The organism is Mucilaginibacter rubeus, from assembly GCF_003286415.2.
Classification (GTDB): domain Bacteria; phylum Bacteroidota; class Bacteroidia; order Sphingobacteriales; family Sphingobacteriaceae; genus Mucilaginibacter; species Mucilaginibacter rubeus_A.
On sequence record NZ_CP043450.1, the window covers coordinates 601,104 to 627,423 of the forward strand.

Below are 26,320 nucleotides of genomic sequence, written 5' to 3' on the forward strand. Positions count from 1 at the left end.
AATACGGTGTTATATTTTTGTCCCCCTTGTTGTATTGATTTACCCCCTGTCCAAAAAGCCTCAAAATCACTGTTTTTTTGGGCTTTTTGATGAAATACCCCCTGTCATAATCAGAATTTACCCCTCACTCTTTTTGGCTTTAAAACGCAATTTAGCCCTACCAATAACCAAGGTTTAAACCAAACTTTTGTACTGTGCATGAAAGTTACCAGGAAAAAGGAGGCGGTAGTTAATCAATACCCAATCTGTTTTCCAGTTTTATGCGCTTCGCAGCAGCAAGGTTTTTACCGATTAAAAAACCAATTTTTTAAAACCATATGAAACCAAATTTACTCGAAAAGGATTCTCCTCATTGGAAAAGATCACCCCGCTTTTTCGTCGTTGCGGCCAGCATGGCTGTAGCTTGTTTCGCTACGGTACAAATGCCTGTAATGGCCTTTGCGGGTACTGTTAATGAACAGCGCCTTCCCGATGCCAGGATTACCGGTAAAGTTACCGATGAAAAAGGCGAAACATTACCAGGTGTAAGCGTGGCACTTAAAGGTACATCAACAGGTGTAGTTACCGACATTAATGGTAAATTCAACCTTAACGTACCAAATGCATCATCGGGCACGCTGGTGTTTAGCTATATTGGCTACACATCTCAGGAGGTAGTTCTTAACGGACAAACCACTATTAACGTACAATTAACAGCCGATTCAAAATCATTGAATGAGGTGGTAGTTGTAGGTTACGGCACCCAGAAAAAAGCAACCTTAACAGGTTCAATATCGCAGGTAAAAGGTGCAGAACTGGTAAAAAGTCCTCAGCCCAATTTATCTAACTCAATCGCCGGTCGTTTTTCGGGTGTTATTGTTAACAACCGTAGCGGTGAGCCTGGTTATGATGGTTCAAACATCACTGTGCGTGGTTTGGCTACAACGGGCAGCAATAACGTGCTTATCGTAGTTGATGGTATCCCAGGCCAGATAGGTGGTTTGGAAAGGCTCGACCCTAACGATATCGAAAGCATGTCGGTATTGAAGGATGCGTCGGCAGCTATTTACGGTAACCGTGCAGCAAACGGTGTTATCCTGATCACCACCAAACGTGGTAAAACAGGTAAGCCAACGATCAATTACAGCTTTAACCAGGGCTTTGCTTCGCCAACCCGCCTGCCAAAAATGGCTGATGCAGCAACTTATGCCCAGATCATGAACGAGATCAATCTCGATTCGAACCCGAACGGCGGCCCCAACCAGGCATACACTGCCGATCAGATCCAAAAATTCAAAGACGGATCGGATCCGTTGAACTACCCAAATACTGATTGGGAAAAGCAAACGCTTAAAGGCACTGCGCTGCAAAATCAGCATAGCTTATCAGTAAACGGCGGTTCTGAAGATGTAAAATACTTCGTTTCGCTGGGTACATTGTATCAGGATGGTATTTACAAAAGCGGTGTTACTAAATATCATCAATACAATTTCCGCTCAAACATTGATGCAAATGTTACTAAACGCTTAAAAATAGGATTATCATTATCTGGTCGCCAGGAAGACAGGCAGTTCCCTGTAACCGGTGCAGGCGATCTTTTCCGTTCTGTTTATCGCGCAAAACCTATCGTTGCTGCATATTACCCTAATGGCTTGCCAACAACAGGTATCGAAAACAACAACCCTGCTGTACAGGTAACTGATCTGGGCGGTACCAACAATAATCCTACACAAGTTTTCAACGGTATTTTGAGAGGCAGTTACTCCATTCCGGGTATTGAAGGTCTTTCATTAGATGGTTTCTTCTCGGTAGATAAGTCTAATGCTTTTGATAAAAACTTCAGCAAACCATATAACCTTTACAGTTACAGCGCAGTTACGCAGATTTATTCACCTGTAATTGTTGGCGGTAATAATAACAAGGCAACGCTGTTCGAATCGCAGAATAACCAGTCGCTTATCACTTCAAACATTAAATTGAATTTTGTACGCAAGTTCGGTTTGCATGATATCAACGCGTTTGTTGGTTATGAGCAAAGCAAAAACCATTTGGAGTATTTTGATGCAACACGCTTTAACTACCTATCATCACAATTACCTGAACTTTCACAGGGTGGAGGTGCTGCTACTGATTACCTTAACTCAGGTTATAGCTCAAACTATAACCGCCGAAGCGTAATCAGCCGTGTGGCATATGCTTATGACGAGAAATATTTATTTGAAGGCCAGTTCCGTGCAGATGGTAGCTCAATTTTCCCTCCGGGTAAACAATGGGGTTACTTCCCTTCTGCATCAGTAGGTTGGAGAATCTCAAAAGAAGACTGGTTTAAAAACAGCGTTAACTTTTTTGATGACCTGAAAATCAGGGCTTCTTACGGTTCATTAGGTAACGATAACGTAAATGGTTTCCAATATTTTGACAATTACGTTTTGGTTAACAATGGTTTTGTAGCAACCGACCCGGGAAGTGGTTCAAACACCGCGCAACCTAACGTTAACCTGGTAAAACTTGCCAATCCTAATATCACCTGGGAGGTTGCCAAAAAGCTGGATATTGGTATCAACGCCACTTTCCTGCACAATTTTACTGTTGAGGCTATTTATTTCCAGCAAAAAAGGTCTGATATCCTTACAAACAGAAGCGCTTCTCTTCCGGGATCTTCAGGTATCGTGAACCCATATAATGATGGTTCTTCAACTTATACGCCGTTAGTACCTTCTGAAAATATTGGTAAAGTAGACAGCAAGGGTTTTGAAGCAACTTTAGGTTACAATCATACAGGCCGTGAGTTTAGCTGGGGCGTAAGTGGTAACATAACCTACGCAAAAAGCAAGATCATCTTTATTGATGAAGCCAGCGGTACTTTGAGCTATCAGCGTCAAACAGGTTTGCCATTGGGTACATCATTGCTTTATGATGCTATCGGTATCTTCCGTACCCAGGCCGAACTTGACGCATATCCACACGTAACCGGAGCAAAAGTAGGCGATCTGAAATATCTTGATTACAATAAAGACGGACAAATAACTGCCGACGATCAAACCCGTACCAAATATGGTAACATACCGCAAATCACTTACGGTTTTAGCGTAAATGCCGCATACAAAGGGTTTGACCTATCGGTTCTGTTTGCAGGCCAGGCTCAGGTTAGCCAATATGTATTACCCGAAGCAGGTAGTGTAGGTAACTTTTACAGCAGCTGGGCAGATAACCGGTTTAGCGCTTCAAACACTAATGGTACCTATCCACGTGTAACCGACCGTGCTTCAAACGCTATCAGCGGTGGTTTGTATAATAACACTTTCTGGCTTAATGACGCGTCGTTCCTGAGGTTAAAGAATGTGCAGTTAGGTTACAATTTCAACGCACCATTCCTTTCAAAAATTAAGCTTGGCGGCTTAAGGGTTTATGCAAGCGCGTTTAACCTCTTCACCATCACTAAGGTGAAAGATTATGATCCGGAAGGAACCAGTGGCAGCGGCCAGTTTTACCCGCAGCAAAGAATTATTAACCTGGGTGTTAACGTGAAATTTTAATTAGAAAATAACAATGAAACTACAATATAAAACCCCATTATATGTGATGATATGCGGCGCTATGCTAAGTATCACAGCATGTAAAAAAGATCTGTTGAACGTGCAGGCCACCGACAGGATCTCTACAGTTGCCGTAGAAACAGATACAGCTGTATTTGAGGCATTTATAACAAACCGTTACATAGGTGCAAGGTTACAGGACAAAGAAGGCGATGGATCAAACCCCGGTTTTGGCCGCGGTTTTGAATACAGCATGTGGAGCTCTTTAACCGACGAATCTATTTATAATAACGATGATGCTACCTGGCTTATTCAAAGAGGGCAATTAGCTCCCGAAAACTTAGGTGGTGCTGGCGTACTTTGGGCACGCAGTTACCGTAGCATAAGGGAGTGTAATTATGCTTTGGGTATTTTGCCAAAAATAACAATTAGTGCTCCACGCAAAACACGTTTGGAAGGTGAGCTTAAATTTATCAGGGCTTTCCGTTACCAGGATCTGATCCGTAACTATGGCGGCGTTGTTTTAGTAGGCGATAAGGTATCAGAGCTTACCGATAATTTACAGGACCCATCGTTGTTTAAACGTGCCTCAATAAAAGAGAGTATTGACTACGCCGTTGCTCAGCTTGATGATGCCGCTTCAAAGTTGCCATTAAATAATGATGGCGGCTGGCTTTTAGGCCGTGCCACCAAAGGTGCTGCTTTGGCTTTAAAATCGAGATTGACGCTTTATGCGGCAAGTCCGCTGTATGCCGCCGGCACCTGGGCTGATGCTGTTACCGCTGCGCAGGCTGTTATCAGTTTAAACAAGTATGGTATCTATACAGGAGGCTACGGCAACCTGTTTTTGACCAACGAAACCAATGAAGCCATTTTTGAACGTTTATATACTAAAAACGCTAACCACACCCATCTTGAAATAGCCAACGGACCAAACGGCTATGGTGGCTGGGCCGGTAATTCGCCGCTTCAAAACCTGGTTGATGATTATGAAATGGACAATGGTAAAGCCATTACCGATCCAGCATCAGGCTACGATCCAACACATCCGTATGACCACCGCGATCCAAGGTTTGCCGCTACCGTATTATACAATGGCGCGCTTTATCGTGGGCAAACCGTTGATTCATATATCCCGGGTGGTAAGGACAGTAAAGACGGACCTGATAACTGGAACACTACCAAAACTGGTTATTATCTTAAAAAATTCATGAACGACGCATATCCGTTGCAAAATCCATGGGGCAACGCCGGTTTCCAGCCGTGGATCTATTTCCGCTATGCTGAGATCCTGCTGAACTTTGCTGAGGCGGCTAACGAGGCTTACGGGCCGGATGTGATCCCTTCAGGCTCAAGCTTATCTGCTCGCACGGCTATTAATCTGATCAGATCTCGTCCAAGCGTTAACATGCCGGATTTGGCTGTAGGTATGTCACAATCACAAATGCGTGATGCCGTACGTTACGAACGCCGTGTGGAACTTGCTTTTGAAGAGCATCGCTTTTACGATGTACGCCGCTGGAAAATTGCCGATGTTACCGAAAATAAACCGGCTGGTGGCGTGATTATTACCAAAAACGCTAACGGTAGTTTTGTTTATACCCCTAAGGTGGCTTTGGATGGTCGCATGTTTGCGACTAAGCACTATTGGTTACCTATACCAAGGGCCGAAATTCAGGCATCGGGTAATCAATTACAACAAAACCCAGGTTACTAACAACCAATATTTCCGGGGGAAGATCTTCTTTCTTCCCCCTTTTTTCTCCCCAATTATAACCTCTATAGCAAATTATGAAGAACGCAGGTATTTTATTATTAGCGATGTGTTGTTTGGTGGCCGGGTGTAAAAAGGATATCGTAGCTGTAAAGCAATCATCAACTCCGGATGAAATAAAAACAGGAGATAAGATTGTCACCACAGATTCAACCCCGGCAAGTGCGCTCAAAGGCGTTAACTGGGCAGCCGACGGCGATAATTTTAGCGATGGGATACTGGTATTAAGCGGTTTAACGTCTGCCGATAGTTATGCCACGGTGTCGGCTAAAGCTGACGCCGTTTTATCGGGCATACAAACCAATACAGGGGCCAATACGGTAAGGCTGCCTGTAAATTATTCAACCGTATCACAAACCTGGTGGAATTCATACACCGGTGTTATTGATAAAGCCCTGAGCAAAGGCATGAACGTGATACTGGGTTACTGGGAAGCCAAATCATCTGAAGACGGTAAGATTGACAACACCACCGAGTTTTGGTCGATGTGGCAAACCATAGTTACCAAATACGGCAGCAATGCTCATGTGTACTTTGAAATTTTTAATGAACCGCACGGTTATTCATTAACCGACTGGACAACCATTTGTGCCCAGTGGTTAAGTAGTTATCCATCGGTTCCGCAAGGCAGGATCCTGATTAGCGGTACCTCTTATTCGCAGGATATTACGGGTGTGGGAGCAGATAGCCGTTTCTCGGGCTGTCTTTTATCTATACATGATTATACCTTTTTCAGCAATGGCACACTTACAACGGCGCTACAATGGGAAAACCGCCTGAAAGGCAATATAGGAGCTTACAGCAGCCGCGCGGTGCTTACCGAGTTTGGTATCCCGATGACGGGCGGTAAAAACTACACCGGAGCTATTGGCGGTGACCAGGAAATAGCCTATCTGCAAGGTTTAACCAACCAGGCACGTGCTTACGGAATGGGGGCGGTTTACTGGCCTGGCGTACGTACCGGCGATAGCTATGCTATTCAGCAATTAAACGGAACAGGTACCAGCCTTACCGTTTCAACAACAAATGCGTCGGGCTTAAGCCGCATTAAATATGCATGGGGTGTAGGGGCAGGCGGTACCGATACATTTTATACCGGTGCCTATTACAGGTTCTTAAATGTGAACAGCGGTCAGGCGCTTGATGTTAACGGTGCCTCAACAACCAATGGTGCGGGCATTATTCAATGGCCTCAAAACGGGGGCAATAACCAGCAATGGGTTATTGCAAATAACGGTGGAGGCTACTACAAGATAACTAACCGTAACAGTACACAAGCTCTTGATGTTAACATGAGCTCAACAGCCAACGGCGCGGGCATTATACAATGGCCATGGAATGGTGGCAACAACCAGCAATGGCAGCTTACAGCTACCAGCGATGGCATTTATAAAGTAATTAACCGTAATAGCAGCCTTGCGCTTGATGTTAACGGGGCTTCAACCACAAATGGTGCAGGCATCATTCAGTGGCCATATAGCGGCGCTACTAACCAGCAATGGCAAATAGTGCAACAATAATATTGCAATAAAACAGCACGGTTTAGTGCTGTTTTATTTGTTGATTTAAATGAGATGACAATAAAAACTACCATAAAAAAAGTACTGTTGGCAGCTTCTGTTTTAGGGCTTAATATCCCTTTGGCAAGCAGTCAGACAAAAGAGGTTACCATTGATATCAACCTTTCAAAAACGTATCAAACCATTAGCAATTTTGGCGCTTCTGATGCCTGGTCATGCCAGTTTGTGGGCAACTGGCCGGATGATAAGCGCAACAAAATAGCCGACTTGCTTTTTAGCAGGGAGAACAATACAGATGGTTCGCCAAAAGGGATTGGTTTATCGCTTTGGCGGTTTAATATTGGTGCAGGCAGTACCCAGCAGGGCGAAGGGAGCGGTATCAAAGACGAGTGGCGTCGGGCCGAATCATTTTTAAATAATGATGGAAGTTACAACTGGCAAAACCAGGCTGCGCAGGTTTGGTTTTTGAAAGCCGCCAAACAACGCGGGGTTAAACAGTTTTTAGGTTTTAATAATAGTCCGCCGGTACAATTTACCATCAACGGTAAATCATACGCCAATGGCGGTAAAGTAAATATAGCTCCTGATAAATATGATGCCTATGCAACTTTTTTAGCTAAAGTAATTAAAGGTGTTGAGCAGGTAAGCAAAGTAAAATTTGATTATATAAGCCCGATAAACGAGCCGCAGTGGGATTGGAGCGATGGCGGACAAGAAGGTGCGCCATATAATAACACCGAGATAGCGGGTGTAATAAAGGCTATCGATAAAGAATTTACTAAAAATAAGATAGGTTCAAAGATTTTGGTTGGTGAAGCCGGAAGCATCAACTATTTATTTACCAAAGGCGATAAGCCGGGTAAGGGCAGCCAGATCTCTGATTTTTTCAAACCGGGATCGGCTAATTATATAGGCGACTTGCCGTCGGTGGCCAAAACTATTTCGGCACATAGCTATTTTTCTACTTCGCCAATGGCATCATCGGTAAAAGCCCGTACTGCGCTTGCAGATAGTGTGGCGGCTGTTAACGGACTTAATTTCTGGCAATCGGAATATTGTATTTTGGGCGATAATGCCGGCGAAATTGATGGCAACAAGCGCGATCTTGGTATCAACTCGGCCTTATATTTAGCATCGGTGATCCATACCGATCTTGCTGTAGCTAACGCTTCGGCCTGGCAATGGTGGACATCCATCTCTGCCTATGATTATAAAGATGGTCTTATCTACATAGATAAAAATAAAACAGACGGTAATTTTTATACCAGCAAAATGCTTTGGGCCATGGGTAACTACAGCAGGTTTGTTAATCCCGGCGCTGTGCGGGTTGATGCTGCTGTTTCAACATCTGCAGAGGACAAATCATTATTGGTATCGGCATTTAAAAACGGCAAAAATGTAACAGTAGTTGTGATCAATCCTGGCACTACTGATGTAACCGCTGCAATTAACACCAATGGTGGCAAAGTTCAGCTTACAACATCGTATCTGACATCGCAGATAGATGAGCTTAAACCCGGTAAAATAACCGGTGATAAAAATGTGATACCAGCCCGTTCCGTTGTCACGCTTACAGGTGTCATCAAGTAGCATCTTATTCCTATCATAACATGAAAAATATAAATTATCTGCTTCTTCTTTTAATCGGCATGTTATTGCTTCCCGGCCTGGTAAAGGCGCAGGGTAATGGCAAACCGGCTTTGTTTAATTCGGCCTGGAGTTTCCATAAAGGCGATATCGGTACGGGTATCAGCGGCGCTGCTGCCGAAACGCAATGGAAAACCGTAGACCTGCCGCATGACTGGAGCATTGAAGGTCCTTTCAGCGATGAATGGGCAAGTGCTACCGGTTATTTGCCAGGCGGAATTGGCTGGTATAAAAAAACCTTCAACGGTAATGCCGCCTGGAAAGGGAAGCAGGTTTATGTTTATTTTGATGGGGTATACAAAAACAGCGAGGTATGGATCAATGGGCATTCATTGGGCAAACGCCCGAATGGTTTTATCTCGTTCCAATACGAGTTAAGCAAATATTTAAATTTAAGTGGAAAGAATACGATAGCTGTAAGGGTAGATCATAGCGAATTTGCCGATTCAAGGTGGTACACAGGTTCGGGTATTTATCGTAATGTATACCTGATTGTTAAAGATCCGGTACACATTGCTCCCTGGGATGTGGCTTTTACTACGCCCGATGTTTCGGCAGATAAAGCTACTGTAAAAGTTAAGGTGAGTGTAACCAATAGCAACGCTACAGATGCCGCTGTGCTGGTAAAGGTAAACCTGTTCGACGGAAAAGGAAAATCGGCTGCTGCTCTGCAGAAACAGATAAAAGTAAAACCCGGTGTTCATGATGTTGAGTTTGAGCAGCAGCTTTCATCGCCCCAATTATGGGATACCGAAAAAGCTAACCTTTATAAACTTCAGGTATCACTTAACCGCAATGGCAAATCATTTGATGAAATAACGCAAGCTGTAGGGATCCGCAGTATCCGTTTTGATAAGGATAAAGGCTTCTTTTTAAATGAAAAAAGCACCAAACTTAAAGGCGTTTGTATCCACGACGATGCCGGGGCGCTGGGTGTAGCCGTTCCTGAAGAAGTTTGGGTACGCAGGCTTAAAATATTGAAAGATGCCGGGGTAAACTCGCTCAGGTTAAGCCACAACCCCCACGCAGATTATCTGTACGATTTATGCGATAAGATGGGTTTTTTGGTAATGGACGAAGCCTTTGACGAATGGGAAGTAGGCAAAAATAAATGGGTAGCCGGCTGGAATGTAGGTACTCCATCAAAAAATGGCTACCACGAATATTTCAAGGCATGGGCAGATCGCGACGTTGCAGACATGGTATTACGTTCGCGTAACCATCCTTCAATCATTATGTGGAGTATCGGTAATGAGATTGATTATCCTAATGATCCTTATACCCATGAGGTGTTGAATACCGGCCGTAACCCGCAGATCTACGGTAAAGGTTACCTGCCCGATCATCCTTCGGCAAGCGGCTTAACACCAATAGCTAAGCAGCTGGTTAAAGCTGTAAAAGCTGTTGACACTACACGTCCCGTAACAGCCGCGTTGGCCGGTGTAGTAATGTCAAATGAGGTAGGGTATCCCGAAGCGCTTGACGTTGTGGGCTACAATTACCAGGAATACCGCTATCCAGAAGATCACAAAAAATATCCCAACCGAATTATTTATGGCAGCGAAAACGGTATGGCTCAACAGGCCTGGAATGCCGTTGACAGTAATGAATATATCTCGGCCCAGTACCTGTGGACTGGTATCGACTACCTGGGCGAGGCCGGCAAATGGCCGCAGCGCAGTAATGGTGCCGGTTTGGTTGATTTGGCTGGCTTTAAAAAGCCGGAATATTTCTTCAGGCAAAGTTTATGGTCGGCCAAGCCAATGGTTTACGTAGGTGCGCGTGCCATAACCAGTACCGAGGATAAAGGCATCTGGAGCCATCGCACTGCCGAACCGGTTTGGAACTGGCAGCCGGGCGGCAAAATAAAGGTTGATTGCTTTACTAATTGCCAGGAAGCCGAGTTGTTCCTGAATGGTAAATCGCTTGGGAAACAATCCCGTAGCGCTGCAAAGGGACAGGTACCATCATGGCAGGTTGATTATGAACCCGGCGAATTGGTTGTGAAAGGTTACAACAACGGTATTGAAGTATCAACCAACAGTATCAAAACCGCAGGTGATGCCTGGCAGCTTAAAACCATAGCCGATAATGCCTCATTTAAGGCCAATACAAAAGGCCTGAGCCAGATTGAGGTTTACATTACCGATAAGGATGGCAATCCCGTGTTTAATGCCACTGATGAGGTAACCGTATCCGTAACCGGGCCCGCTAAGTTGCTCGGATTAGAAAGCGGTAGCACCAGCAGTCATGAAAACTATCAGTCTAACCAACGTAAAGCATTACACGGTCGCTTGTTGGCCTATGTGCAAACTACCGGTAAGCCGGGTAAGGTGCAGGTACAAGTAAGGGCGGGTAGCCTTAAGTTATCAACCGTAACATTAACCATAAAGTAATCACCCAAAATCATCGATAAGAATTAAAATTCCTGCATTTTTTCAATATATGAAGCTTATAAAATTATTGTTCCTCTTTGTTATCCTGTTTGCATCCTCAAGATTGCATGCGCAAACTACTAAACACACTTTTGCCCTGGGCGATACTACATTTTTGCTTGATGGTAAGCCTTTGCAAATCATTTCGGGCGAAATGCATTATACCCGTGTTCCGCGCGAGGCCTGGCGTCAGCGGATGAAAATGGCTAAGGCTATGGGGTTAAATACCATTGGCACCTATGTATTCTGGAATGTTCACGAACCACAAAAAGGGCACTATGATTTTACGGGCAACCATGATATAGCCGAGTTTGTGAAGATAGCCAAAGAAGAAGGCCTTTGGGTAATATTACGTCCCAGCCCTTATGTATGTGCCGAATGGGAGTTTGGCGGCTATCCTTACTGGCTCGAGAAAGAGCAAGGCTTGGTAGTACGCAGCAAGGAACCGAAGTATCTGGAGGCTTATAAAAAATACCTTACAGAAGTTGGTAAGCAATTATCTCCGTTATTGGTGAACCATGGCGGCAATATTTTGATGGTACAGATAGAGAACGAGTACGGCTCATACGGTAGTGATAAAGATTATCTGGCGCTTAACCGCAAAATGTTCATTGATGCCGGTTTTGATTGCCAGCTTTATACCTGTGACCCTGAGCCCGCTATTAAAGATGGACATTTACCGGGCCTGTTGCCTGCCATTAATGGAGTTGATGATGTGGCAAAAGTTAAAAGGCTGATTAGCGAGAATTATAATGGCAAAGGCCCTTACTTTATCGCCGAATGGTACCCGGCCTGGTTTGACTGGTGGGGAACCGCACACCATACCATCCCGGCTGATAAATACGTTCCGAAACTTGATTCGGTATTGGCAGCCGGTATTTCTATCAACATGTATATGTTTCATGGCGGTACTACACGTGCTTTCATGAACGGTGCAAACTATAACGATCAGAACCCGTATGAGCCGCAGATCAGCAGCTATGACTATGATGCGCCGCTTGATGAGGCGGGTAATGCTACTGATAAATTTATGAAATTCAGGGCGGTGATCAGTAAACACCTGCCCGCAGGAGTAACCCTGCCCGAAGTTCCGGCGGCTAAACTGGCCATGAGCCTTCCTGCAATTAACTTTACTAAATCAACCAGTTTGTTTGATATATTACCGGCTGCAAAGATCAACAGTACTCCGCTTACTTTCGAAGACCTGAACCAGGCTTATGGTTTTGTATTGTACCGCACAACCCTTAGCGGCGGCAAATCGGGCCTGCTTAAATTGAAAGACCTGCGCGATTATGGTATCGTTTATGTAAATGGCAAACGTGTAGGTATTGTTGACAGGCGCAAATATCAGGATAGCCTGATGGTTACCCTGCCTAAAGGAAAAGTAACGCTGGATATTTTGGTTGAAAACCTTGGTCGTATCAATTTTGGCCCTTATCTGCTTAAAAACAAAAAAGGTATTACAGAGAAAGTACTTTTTGCAGGAACAGAAGTTAAAAACTGGAAAATGTATTCGCTGCCGTTTGATGACATCAATAAAGTGAATACAAGTCCGGCCGTCAAAAAGGTTACGGCCAATAGCGCACCTCAGTTGAAAAAAGCTGTTTTCAAGGTTGATAAATTAGCGGATACCTATCTTGATATGAGTAAGTGGGGTAAAGGTATTGTTTGGATCAATGGGCACAATTTAGGTCGCTACTGGTATTACGGTCCGCAGCAAACCGTTTATGTACCCGTTGAGTGGTTAAAGAAAGGCGACAATGAAATTACTGTACTCGAACTGATCAAACCATCAGAAAATACGTTAAATGCTATTGATCATCCTATTTTGGATGTTTTAGCGAAATAGGTTTGTGAATATTTATTAAGCCAATAAAAAAGGATGTCGTTTCAGAGAGCGACATCCTTTTTTATTTTGATTGAAGACTGAAGCTGAAAGCTTCAGTTATGCCGGGTCACAGGTTACACTGTTGCTAAACCTGCGACAGATGTTTAATTTACAACAAATGTATTGAACGAATCAGCTTCTAAAACCGGGCTGATGGTTTTATTCCCTACTTTGATAGTAACTTGTTTTTCGGTCTCTGTTTCATTCTGCACAACCAGTATAATACTGTTATCCGGGTTTTTAAAAGCAAGCATATTGTTGAATGCGCCACTTGTATTTAACATGGCCGCGCCGGGTTTTACGTAATGGCTCAGGTGTTTAAACAGGTAGTACTCGTGATTAAATTTATAAGTGCGGGCTGTTGTATCAACGCTAACCAATGAATTTTGGTGCCATCCCCAGTGACTGATACCGCCTTCGTTCAGCGAAATATTCCAGTACATATAGGCGTTTGCACCGCTGTTAAAATAGTGCTTCATGAGGTCCCAGGTGTAGCGGCAGTATTTCCAGTCGTTTTGTCCGTCACCACATTCCTGTTCGCTTTGATATAGGGTAAGATTAGGGTAGCGATTGTGAATGCCTGCAATAGCGCCTTTACCTGCCCATTGAAAGCCCATACCCGTTACAAATTTGCTGCTTTCCGGATTGGTTAATACGGTATCGGCCAGTTTTTCATTAGGGCGTTCATCGGTGCCGAAAAATACTTTTACGCCCCTTTGCTGCATTTGCAGACCAAGATAGCTTACAAACTTCGCCAGGCCGTGAGCAGTCCAGGTGCAGCTTGGGAAGATCTGGGCTGAGTTAAATTCATTTTGAGGCATTACCATGCCAATGCTGATTCCCCGCTTTTTATACGCGTCAATAAACTTGCCGAAGTAATTGGCATAGGTGGTGAAATATTTATCATCCTGTACAAACATATCGGTACCTTCTTTGCCCACCTGGTTGGGTTCAAGTCCGTTGGTTACGTTGCTAAAATCCATACCGGTAAGTTTGTGGCCGCTGGCTTCATATTTTTTGATTACCTCTTTTGATGGTACCATGGCCGCTGCATAATGTTTATTTAGCTTAAGCCATTGCGGCGGGCTCCATGGTGATGCCCATAAAGCAAGCTTGGGATTGTACTTTTGCGCTTCCTTTATAAACGGGATCAGTGTTTTAAGGTCATGATCAATACTAAAGTTTTTCAGGTCGAAATCGCCATCGGTTTCGTCATATGAATACCAATCGAGTGAAAAGTCGTTGGCGCCAACAGGCATGCGGCAAATGGTAAAGTTTGCGCCAAAACCGGGGGCAAACAATTCCTTCATGATCGTTTGCCTGTCTTTTTTACTCAACAGTTGCAACGATGTGTAGCCAAGCTCGTTAAAACAGCCTCCAAAACCCTCAATTTTTTGCAGTGCTTTATCTGTGAATACTTCAGCATCCGCGGTTTTACCGTTTTGTGCGGCGGGTATTTGATGCTTTACGTTCCAGTTTGATGTGCTTGTGGTTGAAACCCATTCGCCGTTTTGGGCGAGTACAGAAGATGTTGTAGCCAAAAGAACACCGGGTAGCAGTAGTACGCGGTACAGCAAGATTAGTTTATTGCCCATATATTAAGTTTAAATTGTAATTGGTTGAAAGAAAAGAACCTGCATAGGGTTGCCCGTTGTTTTCGATCTAAAAATAAACAATATATGACATTTTAGCAATCGATTGCGTAAATAAAATATGTAGGCTAATTTTTTATCTTTTTCAATAAATTTACTCCAATAAGGTAAGGCATGATGAAAGAAATAGCCGGTATAGCAACAAGATACCCGGCGGTGCCGAATGGCTCGGGCCAGTTGGGAGGTAATACAACCAGCACAATGCCGGCTAAACCGAAAAAAACATAATACCGGCACGCCACCGGATTAAAAAGCCCGGTAATTTTGAGCGAAACAGCAAAAAATACCGTGCCGAGGTATAGCAATAACACTTCTGCTATACTGATAACGTAAAATAAACTTTTTATAGGCTCATATAAGTCGGGGCGTTTTGAAACATTTAATTGTACAAAAACCCTGAATGCGTCTGTCAGGAAATACCCCCAAAAAGCCATGTTGATGATAAAAAGCGGCACTGCAAGGTTGATAGCTGCCGCGGCCATTACCGAATACAGGTTTTCGCCCGCGGCCTGTAATTTTACTTTTAACAAAGCAGAGCCAAGCACCAATGATATACCACCAACAATCAGTATAGTAAACCGTATCTGCTGCTCGGCAGCCGTATTAACCCAGCCCCGCAATGTAGCCGGCGGTGGCCCCATACCCGCGAAAATGGAAAATAGCAGCCATGGTATAAACAATAACAAAGCCGCTGCAGCCTGTTGTTTTATGCCCCGGTTACTGCTTTTAAATTGGTGGCCGCCAAGGTTCCAAGCTGTTGTTATCATTAAACAGGCGTTAAAAATCCAAACCGGCAAATAAATTTTATAGCTCACGTGGCCTACCCCAAAACCGATGGCAACAACAATTAAAGGTACGAGGTACAGGTAAAGCAGTCCGAGCTTTTGTTTAAAAGCGAGTGGATTTATATCTTCTAAAGGTTTTGTTGTTAGCATTGACTATAAATAAATTGATTTAGTGAAAGTTTCTTTGCGACAAGTTTAGCTTGATCAAAACTTTTTATAATAGTCAAGCGGAGGGCCAACCCGTTCAAAGCCGTGTTGTTTCCTGAAATCATCAAGTTCGGTTTCTGTTTTACCCTTCATCAGCCCGTCGCTGAGCGCCTGGAAGCAAGCCTCCATTTTACCGGCAGGTTGAAACGTGATCAGCATTTTTGCGGGACTATCGTCGCCTATTTTGGTAAACGTATGCGGCACACCCCGAGGCCCAAATACACTATCGCCAGGTTTGGCATGAAAAAGTTGGTCGCCTACTTTAATTTGAAATTCACCATCCAAAATATACCACCATTCATCCTGCTCATGATGCAGGTGCAGGTTTGGGCCGCCTTTTTTTACCCTGGTTGATTCATAAACATACAAGTCGCCGTCAGTATCTGCCGTTGATATCTTGGTGTAAAAAGTATCTCCTTCAAACAAGTGCATCGGTTTTTGAACCCGGTCGGCACCTGAATCAATTTTATACCCTTTCTTTTCCCTAATTTTAGAGAGACCTTTGGCAATTCCTTCAAAGGGCATAGCCAAAAGTGCTGTTGCACCTATTAAAGTGTGTACAAAAGAACCTCGTTTCATATGAGATAGTCTATATTTATTATTTCCTGGTAAAATTCAGTACAGTATCAAAAAGCTCTTTCCCGCCAATACCTTCGTGCCATTCGAGTATGTAGTGATCATTATCAATAAATTTAAGGAGCGCGTGAAACTTTCGCATTGCCCCCGATGGCAGGTTGGGTTGAGGCGGCGATAATGTTTCTCCGTCATAAGTAATAACTTTTGTAGCCGAATCATAAGAGCCTTCTAAGGGTATGATCCCTGTTTCAAATTCATTGTTGATATAGGAGGCTACAAACTTCTTTTTAACGTTATCATAGCCCAGCAGCATCGTTTCATGCAGGGTGACAAGCTTTCCATCCGACCAGGGCATTGGGATATCCTGTCCGGTTACTTCGGTTGTAAAATATCTTCCGTCCCATAAATCTTTGCCAGTCATGCTTCCTGCAAACTCTATCGGCTTGTGTTTACCTCCTGCAAAGGTGTGTTTTCCGGTGAATGCCCATTCGCCTTTAACCTGTGCCAATATTTGATGGTTGGCATTGGTTTTTGAAAGCTCGGCCATGTCATTTTTGGCCTGCGCAAAAGATGTGGTGCCCAGAAATGTTATCAATAGTACTAAGCAGATATTGAGTAAATATTTCATGATGTTTTTGAGTTTTCTATATATGGATTTTGATGCATAAATCTATATAGGTCAATATTTTATGTTCTTTATTCTTTGTCGAAATTGTTATTTATAAGTATAGTTGTAAGTGCGGGTATAATGTGTTGTGGTGGCTTCAAAATAAGTCATACTTACAACAATTTGTGTAGGGTAGCCCTTATCATTGTATTGATAAGTGAAATCATCCTGTTCATCAATTACAAAGGCATTTTTAGTTTCATCATAGCGTTCGCCTACAATTTGTATCGGATTTTTTTTGCAGAATGCTTGTGCATAATCAATAAAATAGGATTGCGGATAGGAGATTGTACCATAGCCCTTTACTGATGAAAATGGTGATGATTTATCGTCGAGTGATTTAACTGTAAACCTGTAATACTCCGCGCCGGCACGCGGCCCTGTGAGCGATACAAATGTCATACCCGACAGGTTGCCATCCTTATCATATGAATAGTTATAATTCCTACCTCCTCCATCTGATGTAAGCGCTTTCATGATATGGCCACCGGCGAGCTCAAATTGCCACAAACCTGATGCATTACTGCGCGTAGTACCGAAATGCAGATCTTTGTAAAAAAAATCTATTGATACTTGTGTAGGTAAGCCAGTATAAATATCTACAGCGCCAGGAGTTTTGTCTATGGCTACAAGTCCGTAAGAATAGGTAAAGGCTGATATACTGTTAGGGTAATCAAAAACAGTTGAGCTAACCTGGTGGGCGTTAATATCCCATACTACGAGACTATCTTTTCCGTACCTGGTAAGGTGATTGTCTTTATCGTAAGTATACGTGTAAACCCGCGGATAAGCGGATTGACCGCCATCGTAGAAAGATACCTTGACAGGGTACATCGCATTAATGATATTGGGATCTACAGTAGGTGTTTTGATATCTTTCGGTTTACGGCAATTGCTGAAGATGAATACGGCACATGCCGCGAGGAAATAAATTCCTGGTTTGATTTGTTTCATATAGGCTATCGGTTTGTTATTTATTTACGATTTTACCGATCATATTTAAAATGACCGGATAACTGTGCACCAAGGGGAAATGCAATCGCAAATAAACGCCTGACAGCCGGTAATCACTTTTGAGTTTGTTGCAAATGCTTTCGAGTTTGTTGCATTTTTAACTTTGAGTAGTAACATTGGATTGGGCGTATGATATAATTTCAATTATTAATTGAAATTATATCGCACTAACAGTTTTTGGTGCGAAGCCAAAATGACGGGAAAAGCTTGCCGAGAAGCTTGCAGGGCTGCTGAAACCAACCATATAAGCCACTTCAGCCACTGTAGCAACACGGCGCTGGAGCAAGTCATGGGCATATTGCAGCCTTATTATCCGAATCAATTCGCCGGGCGACTGATTGATGAGATCTTTTAATTTACGATGCAGCTGGGTGCGGCTTAATCCCATATCCCGGGCAAGCTGATCTGCACTGTAACCTTCTTCGTTCAAATGGCTTTCAACGGCGCTGCGCACACGGGTTATAAAATCCCGTTCTATCGATGGCATGGAAAGCGCGTTGCTGAACCAGAGGTCCTGCTTGCTGTAGTGTTCCCGTAATTGGTTTCGTACGCTGATCAGGTTTTCCATCAGGGCAAATAGCTCCCGTTTTTCAAAGGGTTTGGCCAGGTATGCATCCGCACCTGTTTCAATCCCCTGGATCCTGCTGTCTGTATCAGCCTTTGCCGTAAGGATGATGATAGGAATATGACTGGTTTTTACATCCTTTTTGAGTGTTGAGCTAACTTCGTAACCATCAACATGTGGCATCATCAGGTCGGTAATAATGAGGTTTGGGATATGCTCCATGGCAAAAGTTATCCCTTCCTTACCATCCGTGGCGGTTAATATCCGGTAATTATCTTTTAAGGATTGTTGGATAAAATCCCGGAGTTCCTGGTGATCTTCTATGAGTAATACGAGTGGTTTATCGCCGTCAATATTTGTTATTGGTTCAAGAACGGTAACAGATGGGCTAACTCCAGCAGGCAGGATCTCCAGTATAGGTTCTGATGCTGCATTTGCAACCTGGTAAGGCATGCTGATAAGCACTGCTGTAAACAGGCCTGCCTCGCTTTCTATCCGGATTAGCCCACCCATCAATGCCACCAGTTCTTTTGTGACCGCAAGGCCTATACCTGTTCCTTCGGCAGAGCGGGTATCTGAAGGATCGGCCTGGTAAAAGCGGTCAAAAACATAAGGTAGTTTTTCTGCAGGTATGCCTTGCCCTGTATCCTTTATGGTAAATGAGAAGCTCGCTCCCGGTAGGTCATCGTCCTGTTGCAAAACAATTTCTACCTTACCTTTATCCGTAAACTTTAATGCATTTGATATTAGGTTGATCACAATGGCGTCAAGCTTGTCCCGGTCGCCAAGTATCCAAAGCTTATTCCAATGTGAGGTGAAATGTAAGGAAATCTCCTTTTGTTTTACCAACGACTCGTACGAAAGGATATGCATCCTGATGAGCGCTACCAGGTCAAGTGGAGCACGGTTCACTTCCATCGATCCATTTTCAAGCCGGCTCAGATCCAGCAATTGGTTAATGAGTTGCAGCAGGCGCGATGCGTTGTTAAGGATAAGGCGGCTATATCGTTGAACATGCTCATCGTCAGTTTCGGTTATTAGCTCTTTTGCCGGGTTGATGATGAGTGTTAATGGTGTTTTAAACTCGTGGGTGATATTGGTGAAAAAGCGCGATTTTACCAGGTCCATCTCGCGCAGTTTATCGGCTTGTTCCCTGAGCTCGGCGGTACGTTGCCGTACCAGTTCCTCAAGGCGCCTGGCCTCGCCGGCTATTAATTCCCGTTTTTCGGTTTCCTGGGCAAGTGCCAGGGCCGATAGCGTTTCTACCTCAAATAGTTTTGCGGTGAGGTTTTCGTTAGTCCGGGCAAAGTTGAGTGCCAGGTAAAGCGATAAACAAAGGGGTAACATCAATTCGCCAACAGCCATTACCAATAAACGCATGGAGTTAAGCTGGTATGGCCACAGGTGAAACACATCGTCCCAGGTAAAATAATACAGTAATATAACTACTACTACCCCCGCGCTTATTAACCATGCGCCCTTTTGCTTTTTTTTGATGAGATGAAATACCGACCAAAAACCATCCATCATACAGATAAGAAAAACCAGGGCGAAGTAATCTACCCAGTATTCAATATGATTTAAAAACTTATAGATATAGGCTATGAAATATAGCGCGCATACGGTAGTTAAGGCTATTCTTCGCCAAAGAGGAGGCTTGCGGTAATCAAGTATATAAAGCAGCATTACAGCAGCCCACATCATGACAACTTTGCCTTCATCAATTAACGATTGTGAAAAATATTGTACTACAGGTGTGTTAGTACGGTAAAACAAGTATATCCCAATGCCATTAATGCCAACGAGCAGTACAAAAAGCGCGTAATACAAATTAAGTTTTTGCCTGGGGTAAAAGAGGAATAACAAGAGGTGTAAAAGCCCTAAAATGAGCTGCGCCGCGGCACACATCAGCATATAATTAAAGCGCTGATTGGCGGTTTGTATCTTAGGTGCAAGCTGATTGTAGTCGCCTATCCAGGTTTGAAAACCGTAAAAATTAGCGTAAACCTCAAAGAAATTGGAATAATGGATAGTGATCAGGTGCGGGCGGGTATCGGGGAGCCAAATCGGGATCAGTTCCCGTCTGGCGCTCATGGCTACCATTTCCCGGGCCGAATTGCCAACCTTACCGTAACCACCAATAGGTTTACCATCCAAAAAGATCTCCGAAGCACCATCATGATTGATACGGAGCGACAGTTTTTTATTGACCAGATCGGTATCAACCCTGATCCATGAGCCGAACCAGCCAACACCCCGCCAGCCGCGCGGCGCATTTTCTTTTCCAAATGCTGTGTAATGCAGGGTATCCCAGCCCGTTGTACTGGCTTCACTTTGTTGAGCCCTGGTTAAATCGCCTGCATGAAAATACCAAAGCGAATCGTTAAAGTATATTTCGTTTTGTACCCCAAAATTGCGGGAGCGTATCACGGAGGTATCCTGGGCGTAGGTACTTTTAACAGCACACAAAAGCGCTATGCACCATAAAAGCGCATACCAACGGATGGATATATTTGAAAAGATATTTCCGCGATACATGAATTAACAACTCAATCTGTGATAGTCAAAAATAGTGTTTTGACCTATGGTTACCAATCATGAACACTATTAAGTACTTATGGTTTTGATAATTAGTATAACTATTGAGAAAAAATTGAGGCGGGGAGAGGAGGCGATAAGCACGTGTTGACAGGATCTTTAAAACAGAAAAAGCGGGTACATGGAAAACCAGACCCGCTTTATTCAAAAGATTTTTAACTGTTATTTTTCAGTGTTTTTAAGTTCAGTAACTTCTTTACGGATATCCGTAGCTAATACTTTTAATTGTTGCATAGCATTACGCAACCTTGTACCAGCTGCTTTGTTACCTTTTTCATAAAAGCTTGCCGCGTCAGCTTCTGCCGCTGCGATAACTTCTTTCACTTTTTCAAAATTTACCATTTTTTTATTTTTTAAGGCCGCAAATGTATAGAATATAACTGTATAGGCAATAGTGTAATACGGTCTCTTCTACAAATTGAGGTTAGTGTTTAGTCCAAAGTTATAAGTTCTAAGCAGAGAAAAAAGAAAAAACGGCTTCTGATCTCCAACTTAACAACAGCTTATTTAACTGCCCATTCATGGATGCCGCTTGAATTATCAACCGGTAATTGGATTTCCATACGTAGGGCCGTAGTAGCCACCGGTTCAAAAGTAACCACGTTAAAGCCGTCTTTACTTACGGTGTAAGGCGTAGTGTTTTTAACCGGAACCCATTGACCGTCTTTCTTATACAGGATTTTGTATGACGCCGGGATACGGCAACCGCCCCACGGGCCATCATCATACCAATATACTTTTGATTCGCTTACAGTATGCTCGGCATCAAAATCATACTGCACAAACTCGCTGGTGTTTTTAGCGGGCCACCAGTGCAGGTATGGGTAATTGGTGTCTTTTGAGTCGGCAGGCTCATACTGGTCTTTGATGGCCGCAAACATTCTCGTATTTTTTAACGAAGCGCTTACCTTACTTGTACTTGCGATAGTTGGAGCCGGTTTTGGCCGCACTGCCGAAGCTTCATAAGGGATCCAAACGGTCATTTCGCTTGGTCCGCGGTTAGCCCAGGCGTAGTAGGGGATAGCCTTCACCATCTGATCGGTTTGTAAAAGGCTGTCGGTTTTTAGCTGGCGTTTAGCGCTTTTTCCCTCTGCAGTAATTACGTCAACACCGTTTAACAGATCGGCCTGATAGTTGGCGTTGGCGATAGCGTTTTTATTGATCAATATATTTTGCACCAGGCTGTCTTTATTGTCCGGGCCTTCAAGGCAATAAACAATAGGACCGCGCTCAAAGGCAAATCTGCCCCTGTCATCCTTAACCTGGTTATTGGCCAGTACCTTTTCGGTTTCCATCGGTAATAAAAGCGAAACCTTGTCGCCTTTTTTCCAGGTGCGTTTTAATACGGCGTAACCTTTTTCTGTTTCAAATGATTTTGCCTGCCCGTTAATCATCAGCGTAAGCGGGAAGGATTTTTTATCCATAAAGGTGTACAGGTCGCCCGGTACAGGTTGTTGTTTTGCCCAGCCTGGTATGCGCACCCTTAAAGTGAACTCGCCTGCTTTATCGGGGTTAACAGTAATATCAACCCGACCTTTCCAGGGGTAATCTGTTTGCTGCACAATATTCACGTTGCCCTCAGTAAGCTTGATATTGCTTGAGTTGCTCATGAACAGGTTAACGTAAAGGTCGTTTTTGTTTTTAGCGTAAACATAACCCGGTAATGATGGTAAAAAGCGGGTCATGTTGCTGATACAGCAGGCACAGCTGATCCATGCGCTGCGCTGGTGCTGGAACATAGAAGCCAGCGGGTTAGGATAGAAGAACCTGTTACCACTCAACGATACGCCCGACAGCAGGCCGTTATACAGCGTACGTTCAAGTACGTCGATGTATTTTGAATCGCCATGGAGCAGGAACATCCTGTTATTCCAGTAAACATTACCAATAGCAGCACAGGTTTCAGCATAAGCTGACATGTTTGGCAATTGGTATGCATCACCGAAAGCCTCGCCAGCCCCGGTTGCACCGATGCCGCCTGTTATATAAAGCTTTTTGGTTACCACATCGCTCCAGATATCATCTATGGCCGTCAAATAGCTTGTATTGCCTGTTAAGGCCGCGATATCGGCCATGCCGGTGTACATGTAAGCTGCCCTTACGGCGTGACCTTCGGCCTCGTGCTGATCAACTACCTTTTTATCGGCCTGGTTATAAGCATCGCCTTTAGGTCCGCGAACATCTAAGAAAAACTTAGCCAGGTCAAGATATTGCTTGTTGCCGGTAACACGGTACATTTTTGAAAGGCCGATTTCTACGATCTGGTGGCCCGGATATTCCTCTATTTTGCCAGGCCCAAAAGTTTTTACCAACAAATCGGCATTTTTTATTGCGATGTTGAGTAGCGTGCGCTTGCCTGTAGCCTGGTAATGCGCAACGGCAGCCTCGTAAAGATGGCCTGCGTTGTACAGCTCATGGCTCAATATTTCTTCATTCACCCAGCGTTTGTCGCCAATCCATTCGTGCGGTTTTTTGGCATTAACCGTTCTGAAAGTGTACAAATAGCCATCCGGCTCCTGGGCCGCACCGATGATAGAGATAAGGCTATCAATTGATTTATCAAGCTCCGGGTTTCTTTTATTCTGCATGGAATAAGAGGCGCCCTCTATGGCTTTGTACACGTCAGTATCATCAAATGGGAATTCACTTAGCTTATCGCCGTCCAGTTTTTTTGCGGCGCGTAAAAAATTGTCTACACGGCCATTGGCTTTACATTGCGCCAATACATACGGAATAGTAACCTTAGCGTTTACCTCCATTTTTGGCTGCCAGAAGTTGTCATTGACATGCACGCTGGTAAAGGCAACCGGCTGGATAGGATAATCCTTTTGCTGCGCCAAAAGCGGACTTACAAGTGCCGTTAAAGACACAGCAAGTACACCGGCGACTTTTTGTTTATTGATCATGATATTAAAGTTCGTTTAATTTAAAATTAGTTTTTAACCATGCGGGTGCCATAAACCGGCCCTGCGCTGTTTTCTTTTTGTGGCAGCAGTTTTACAGTTACCTTTTGTTTGCCTTTAGTTAATTCGATGGGCAGGGTGTAGCTGATATCGTAAAAACGGCTTTCCTTGTATTGGTTCAGATCTTCAGAAGCCAGTTTAACGCCGTCAATCAAAATATCAAATCGGCGACCGCGGTTATCCATGCCCCAATAAGTATTGATGAGGGTATTTTGAGCGTTGGCATCCACCTTCATTTCATATTGCAGGTAGCCGCCATTTTCTGTCGACCGCCATTTCTTTTGGTGATCTTCGCCGGTAGTGGCGTTTTCGCTGGTGAAGTTGTGGTCGCGCTCGGGCTGCATCTCGCCTAAGCGTACAATATCCATGGTGCGGGCTTCCAGTTCCTGTTGCTTTTTGCGTTGCTCTTCGTAAGCCTTTTGCTGTACAGCCCAGGTTTGCGGTGTAAATACATCCCAATAAACCGAATAGTATTCATTTTTGGTTTGATTGAATGGGATCAATGTAACTTCCTCAGGCTTTGAAATGTTCACCGTGCGGAAGCTTAGTTGTTTTTTATCAACCAGTTGCAACCATTGGTTAGGATCGGTTTCGCTGGTTACAAAAACCGGTACACCTTTCAGCGGATCAGGTTCGGTATTACCCAAATTACCTGCAAGTAACACCGGGCCATAAAATACAGCGCGTCTGTTTGCATTATCCGGCATGGCTTCGGTGTAAAGCTTTTCAGGAGTAGTAAACTCAATTTTATCGTTGTTGCTCCATTTGCGGTTTAAAACGATATATCCCTGGTCATCAGTAGTAGCGGTTTGCGTCTTACCGTTAATGCTGATGGTAGCATCGCTGCTCCATTTTGGTTTGCGGATGCGGATAGCCATAGTAAGCGGCTTTTTGGTGTTCACCGTAAATGCGATATGATCGTCATTAGGGAAACTACTTTCCTGTTTTACTGATAAACCTTTTGATGCCCAGTTTAGTACCGAGGGGATGAACAGGTTTACGTATAAGCTGCCATCGGCCCCTCTGAAGTAAATGCTTTCGTTGTACTTAACGTGGTTTTCCATACCAGAGCCAACGCAACAGGTAAAATCATCAAACGGGGTGCTGTAATGTTTAGTACCACCCATGCGCAAGGGTACAAAATAGCACATCATGCCATCCGAGTGATTTTGAGATGCAAGGATGTGGTTATACAATGCCTTTTCATAATAATCCATCAGCATGGCCGAAGGCTCAACCGCGAATAAATGCCGGGTTAGTTTTAGCATATTATAAGTGTTGCAGGTTTCGGTTGTGTTTTCGGTAAGCTTATCGTTTAGTTTATCTGCATCACTCAGATATTCATAATTGCTGTTGCCACCCGTAGCGTATGAGTGGTGGTTAACAATGGTTGTCCAGAAGAAATCGGCAATGGCTTTATCCTTTTTATCGCCGGTGATCTCATACCTGCGTGCGCTGGCTATGATCTTAGGGATCTGGGTGTTGGAGTGTTTACCCGGCAAAATATCCTGCTGTTGGGATAGCGGATCAAGGATCTTTTTATCGTAAAACTTGTATGATAGTTCAAGGTACTTTTTATCACCGTTGATAGCGTACAGGTTAGCAAGCGTTTCGGCCATGCCGCCATATTCGCATAGGAGCATTTTTTGCAGTTTTTCGTCATCAAGGTTTTTGATGGTTTCGCCTGTCCAGTCGGCCATGCCTTTACATACTTTCAGTGCTTCGGCATTATTACAATATAAATAGGCATCAAGTAAACCGCCCATGATCTTGTGTACTGTATACCATGGCGACCAGCCGCCATTCAGGTCGAAGCCGCGTGAACGGATATCGCCTTTCGCAACCTCGGCCCAAATAGTATCTTCTTTAGGAATAGCGCCTACGTAACCGGTTTTACGGGCTACCTGGCATTCGTCAAGCTCTTTAACTATATAGTTTACACGTTTTAAAAACTCAGGATCGCGGGTTGATGCATAATGCATGGATATCGCCGATAGGTAGTGGCCAAGTGTATGCCCTGCCAAACCTGATGATTCCCAGCCTTCATACATTTTATCCTTAGGTTTAAGGCCCGAATGTGAGCGGAAGGCCGAGAGCAACCTGTCGGGCTCTATGGATAGCAAATATTTAACATCAGCATCCATCGCTTTTTTAAAAGGGCTCTCTAATAATTGAACATCCTTTAAGTTAAATGAATAGGCCTTAACCGGAACCACCGGTTTTACTTTTACCCGGGTATCGTTCCACTCAGGCACATATGATTGCGCATGTATTGTTTGTGCCCCCGCTAAGCAGGCAGCGAGGCATAAGTTCAATTTAAACCACTTTTTTATAAGCATGATCCGTTTTTGTAATTGTAATAATAATTATCCTCTAAATTATTGTGCTTTTAACAATTATTTTCATTGGTATTTTGCAGTTGATAGCAGGATTTTACCCGTTTTTTTAACGCATTGGCTGTTTATAGTAAGTTTCTTAGTGCTTTTCACAGCCTAATGGCAAAATATTAACGTA

At 43.8% G+C, this 26,320-nt stretch carries 15 protein-coding genes; 6 read left to right on the top strand and 9 right to left on the bottom strand.

The features are described 5' to 3' along the window. Positions 1-317: 317 nt before the first annotated feature. The 6 genes from DEO27_RS02425 to DEO27_RS02450 all read left to right on the top strand — a co-directional run bounded on the left by DEO27_RS02425 (position 318) and on the right by DEO27_RS02450 (position 12,740). Positions 318-3,515 carry a SusC/RagA family TonB-linked outer membrane protein gene (locus DEO27_RS02425; protein WP_223818145.1) on the top strand — a complete coding sequence of 1,066 codons (3,198 nt, stop codon included), beginning with the start codon at positions 318-320 and terminating at the stop codon, positions 3,513-3,515. Positions 3,516-3,528: 13 nt separating this feature from the next. Next, positions 3,529-5,232 carry a RagB/SusD family nutrient uptake outer membrane protein gene (locus tag DEO27_RS02430; protein WP_112569374.1) on the top strand — a complete coding sequence of 568 codons (1,704 nt, stop codon included), beginning with the start codon at positions 3,529-3,531 and terminating at the stop codon, positions 5,230-5,232. A gap of 74 nt (positions 5,233-5,306) precedes the next feature. Then, the gene (locus DEO27_RS02435) at positions 5,307-6,809 is read left to right on the top strand and encodes an RICIN domain-containing protein (RefSeq protein WP_112569376.1); all 1,503 of its coding nucleotides are present in this window, start codon (positions 5,307-5,309) and stop codon (positions 6,807-6,809) included. A 54-nt stretch (positions 6,810-6,863) separates the two neighbouring features. Then, positions 6,864-8,399, top strand: coding sequence for a glycoside hydrolase (locus DEO27_RS02440; protein WP_112569378.1), 1,536 nt, complete (start codon positions 6,864-6,866; stop codon positions 8,397-8,399). Positions 8,400-8,419: 20 nt separating this feature from the next. Next, positions 8,420-10,852 (top strand): glycoside hydrolase family 2 TIM barrel-domain containing protein, encoded by a 2,433-nt coding sequence (locus tag DEO27_RS02445; RefSeq protein ID WP_112569380.1) that lies wholly within the window; start codon positions 8,420-8,422, stop codon positions 10,850-10,852. A 49-nt stretch (positions 10,853-10,901) separates the two neighbouring features. Then, the gene (locus tag DEO27_RS02450; RefSeq protein WP_112569382.1) at positions 10,902-12,740 is read left to right on the top strand and encodes a glycoside hydrolase family 35 protein; all 1,839 of its coding nucleotides are present in this window, start codon (positions 10,902-10,904) and stop codon (positions 12,738-12,740) included. Between the two features lie 143 nt (positions 12,741-12,883). On the opposite strand, the gene DEO27_RS02455 is transcribed toward DEO27_RS02450, so the two are convergent. The 9 genes from DEO27_RS02455 to DEO27_RS02495 form a co-directional block, all read right to left on the bottom strand. After that, the gene (locus tag DEO27_RS02455; protein WP_112569384.1) at positions 12,884-14,374 is read right to left on the bottom strand and encodes a glycoside hydrolase family 30 protein; all 1,491 of its coding nucleotides are present in this window, start codon (positions 14,372-14,374) and stop codon (positions 12,884-12,886) included. Positions 14,375-14,499: 125 nt separating this feature from the next. Next, positions 14,500-15,198: a hypothetical protein gene (locus DEO27_RS02460; protein ID WP_146749997.1), complete on the bottom strand. Its 699-nt coding sequence runs from the start codon at positions 15,196-15,198 to the stop codon at positions 14,500-14,502. Positions 15,199-15,420: 222 nt separating this feature from the next. Further along, the gene (locus DEO27_RS02465; RefSeq protein ID WP_112569388.1) at positions 15,421-16,002 is read right to left on the bottom strand and encodes a cupin domain-containing protein; all 582 of its coding nucleotides are present in this window, start codon (positions 16,000-16,002) and stop codon (positions 15,421-15,423) included. Between the two features lie 19 nt (positions 16,003-16,021). After that, a complete protein-coding gene (locus DEO27_RS02470; RefSeq protein WP_112569390.1) occupies positions 16,022-16,627 on the bottom strand; it encodes a DUF1579 family protein in 606 nt (201 codons plus the stop codon). An 87-nt stretch (positions 16,628-16,714) separates the two neighbouring features. Then, a complete protein-coding gene (locus DEO27_RS02475; RefSeq protein ID WP_112569392.1) occupies positions 16,715-17,620 on the bottom strand; it encodes a hypothetical protein in 906 nt (301 codons plus the stop codon). A gap of 217 nt (positions 17,621-17,837) precedes the next feature. Continuing rightward, positions 17,838-20,783 (bottom strand): response regulator, encoded by a 2,946-nt coding sequence (locus DEO27_RS02480; protein WP_112569394.1) that lies wholly within the window; start codon positions 20,781-20,783, stop codon positions 17,838-17,840. 222 nt (positions 20,784-21,005) lie between these two features. Further along, positions 21,006-21,185, bottom strand: a complete 180-nt coding sequence (locus DEO27_RS02485) for a histone H1 (protein WP_112569396.1) — start codon at positions 21,183-21,185, stop codon at positions 21,006-21,008. Positions 21,186-21,346: 161 nt separating this feature from the next. Then, on the bottom strand, positions 21,347-23,749 hold the full coding sequence (locus DEO27_RS02490; RefSeq protein ID WP_162996968.1) for a beta-L-arabinofuranosidase domain-containing protein: 2,403 nt from the start codon (positions 23,747-23,749) through the stop codon (positions 21,347-21,349). Between the two features lie 26 nt (positions 23,750-23,775). Beyond that, entirely contained in the window at positions 23,776-26,145 is a 2,370-nt protein-coding gene (locus DEO27_RS02495; protein WP_190295298.1) for a glycoside hydrolase family 127 protein, read from the bottom strand. Between the last annotated feature and the right edge of the window lie 175 nt (positions 26,146-26,320).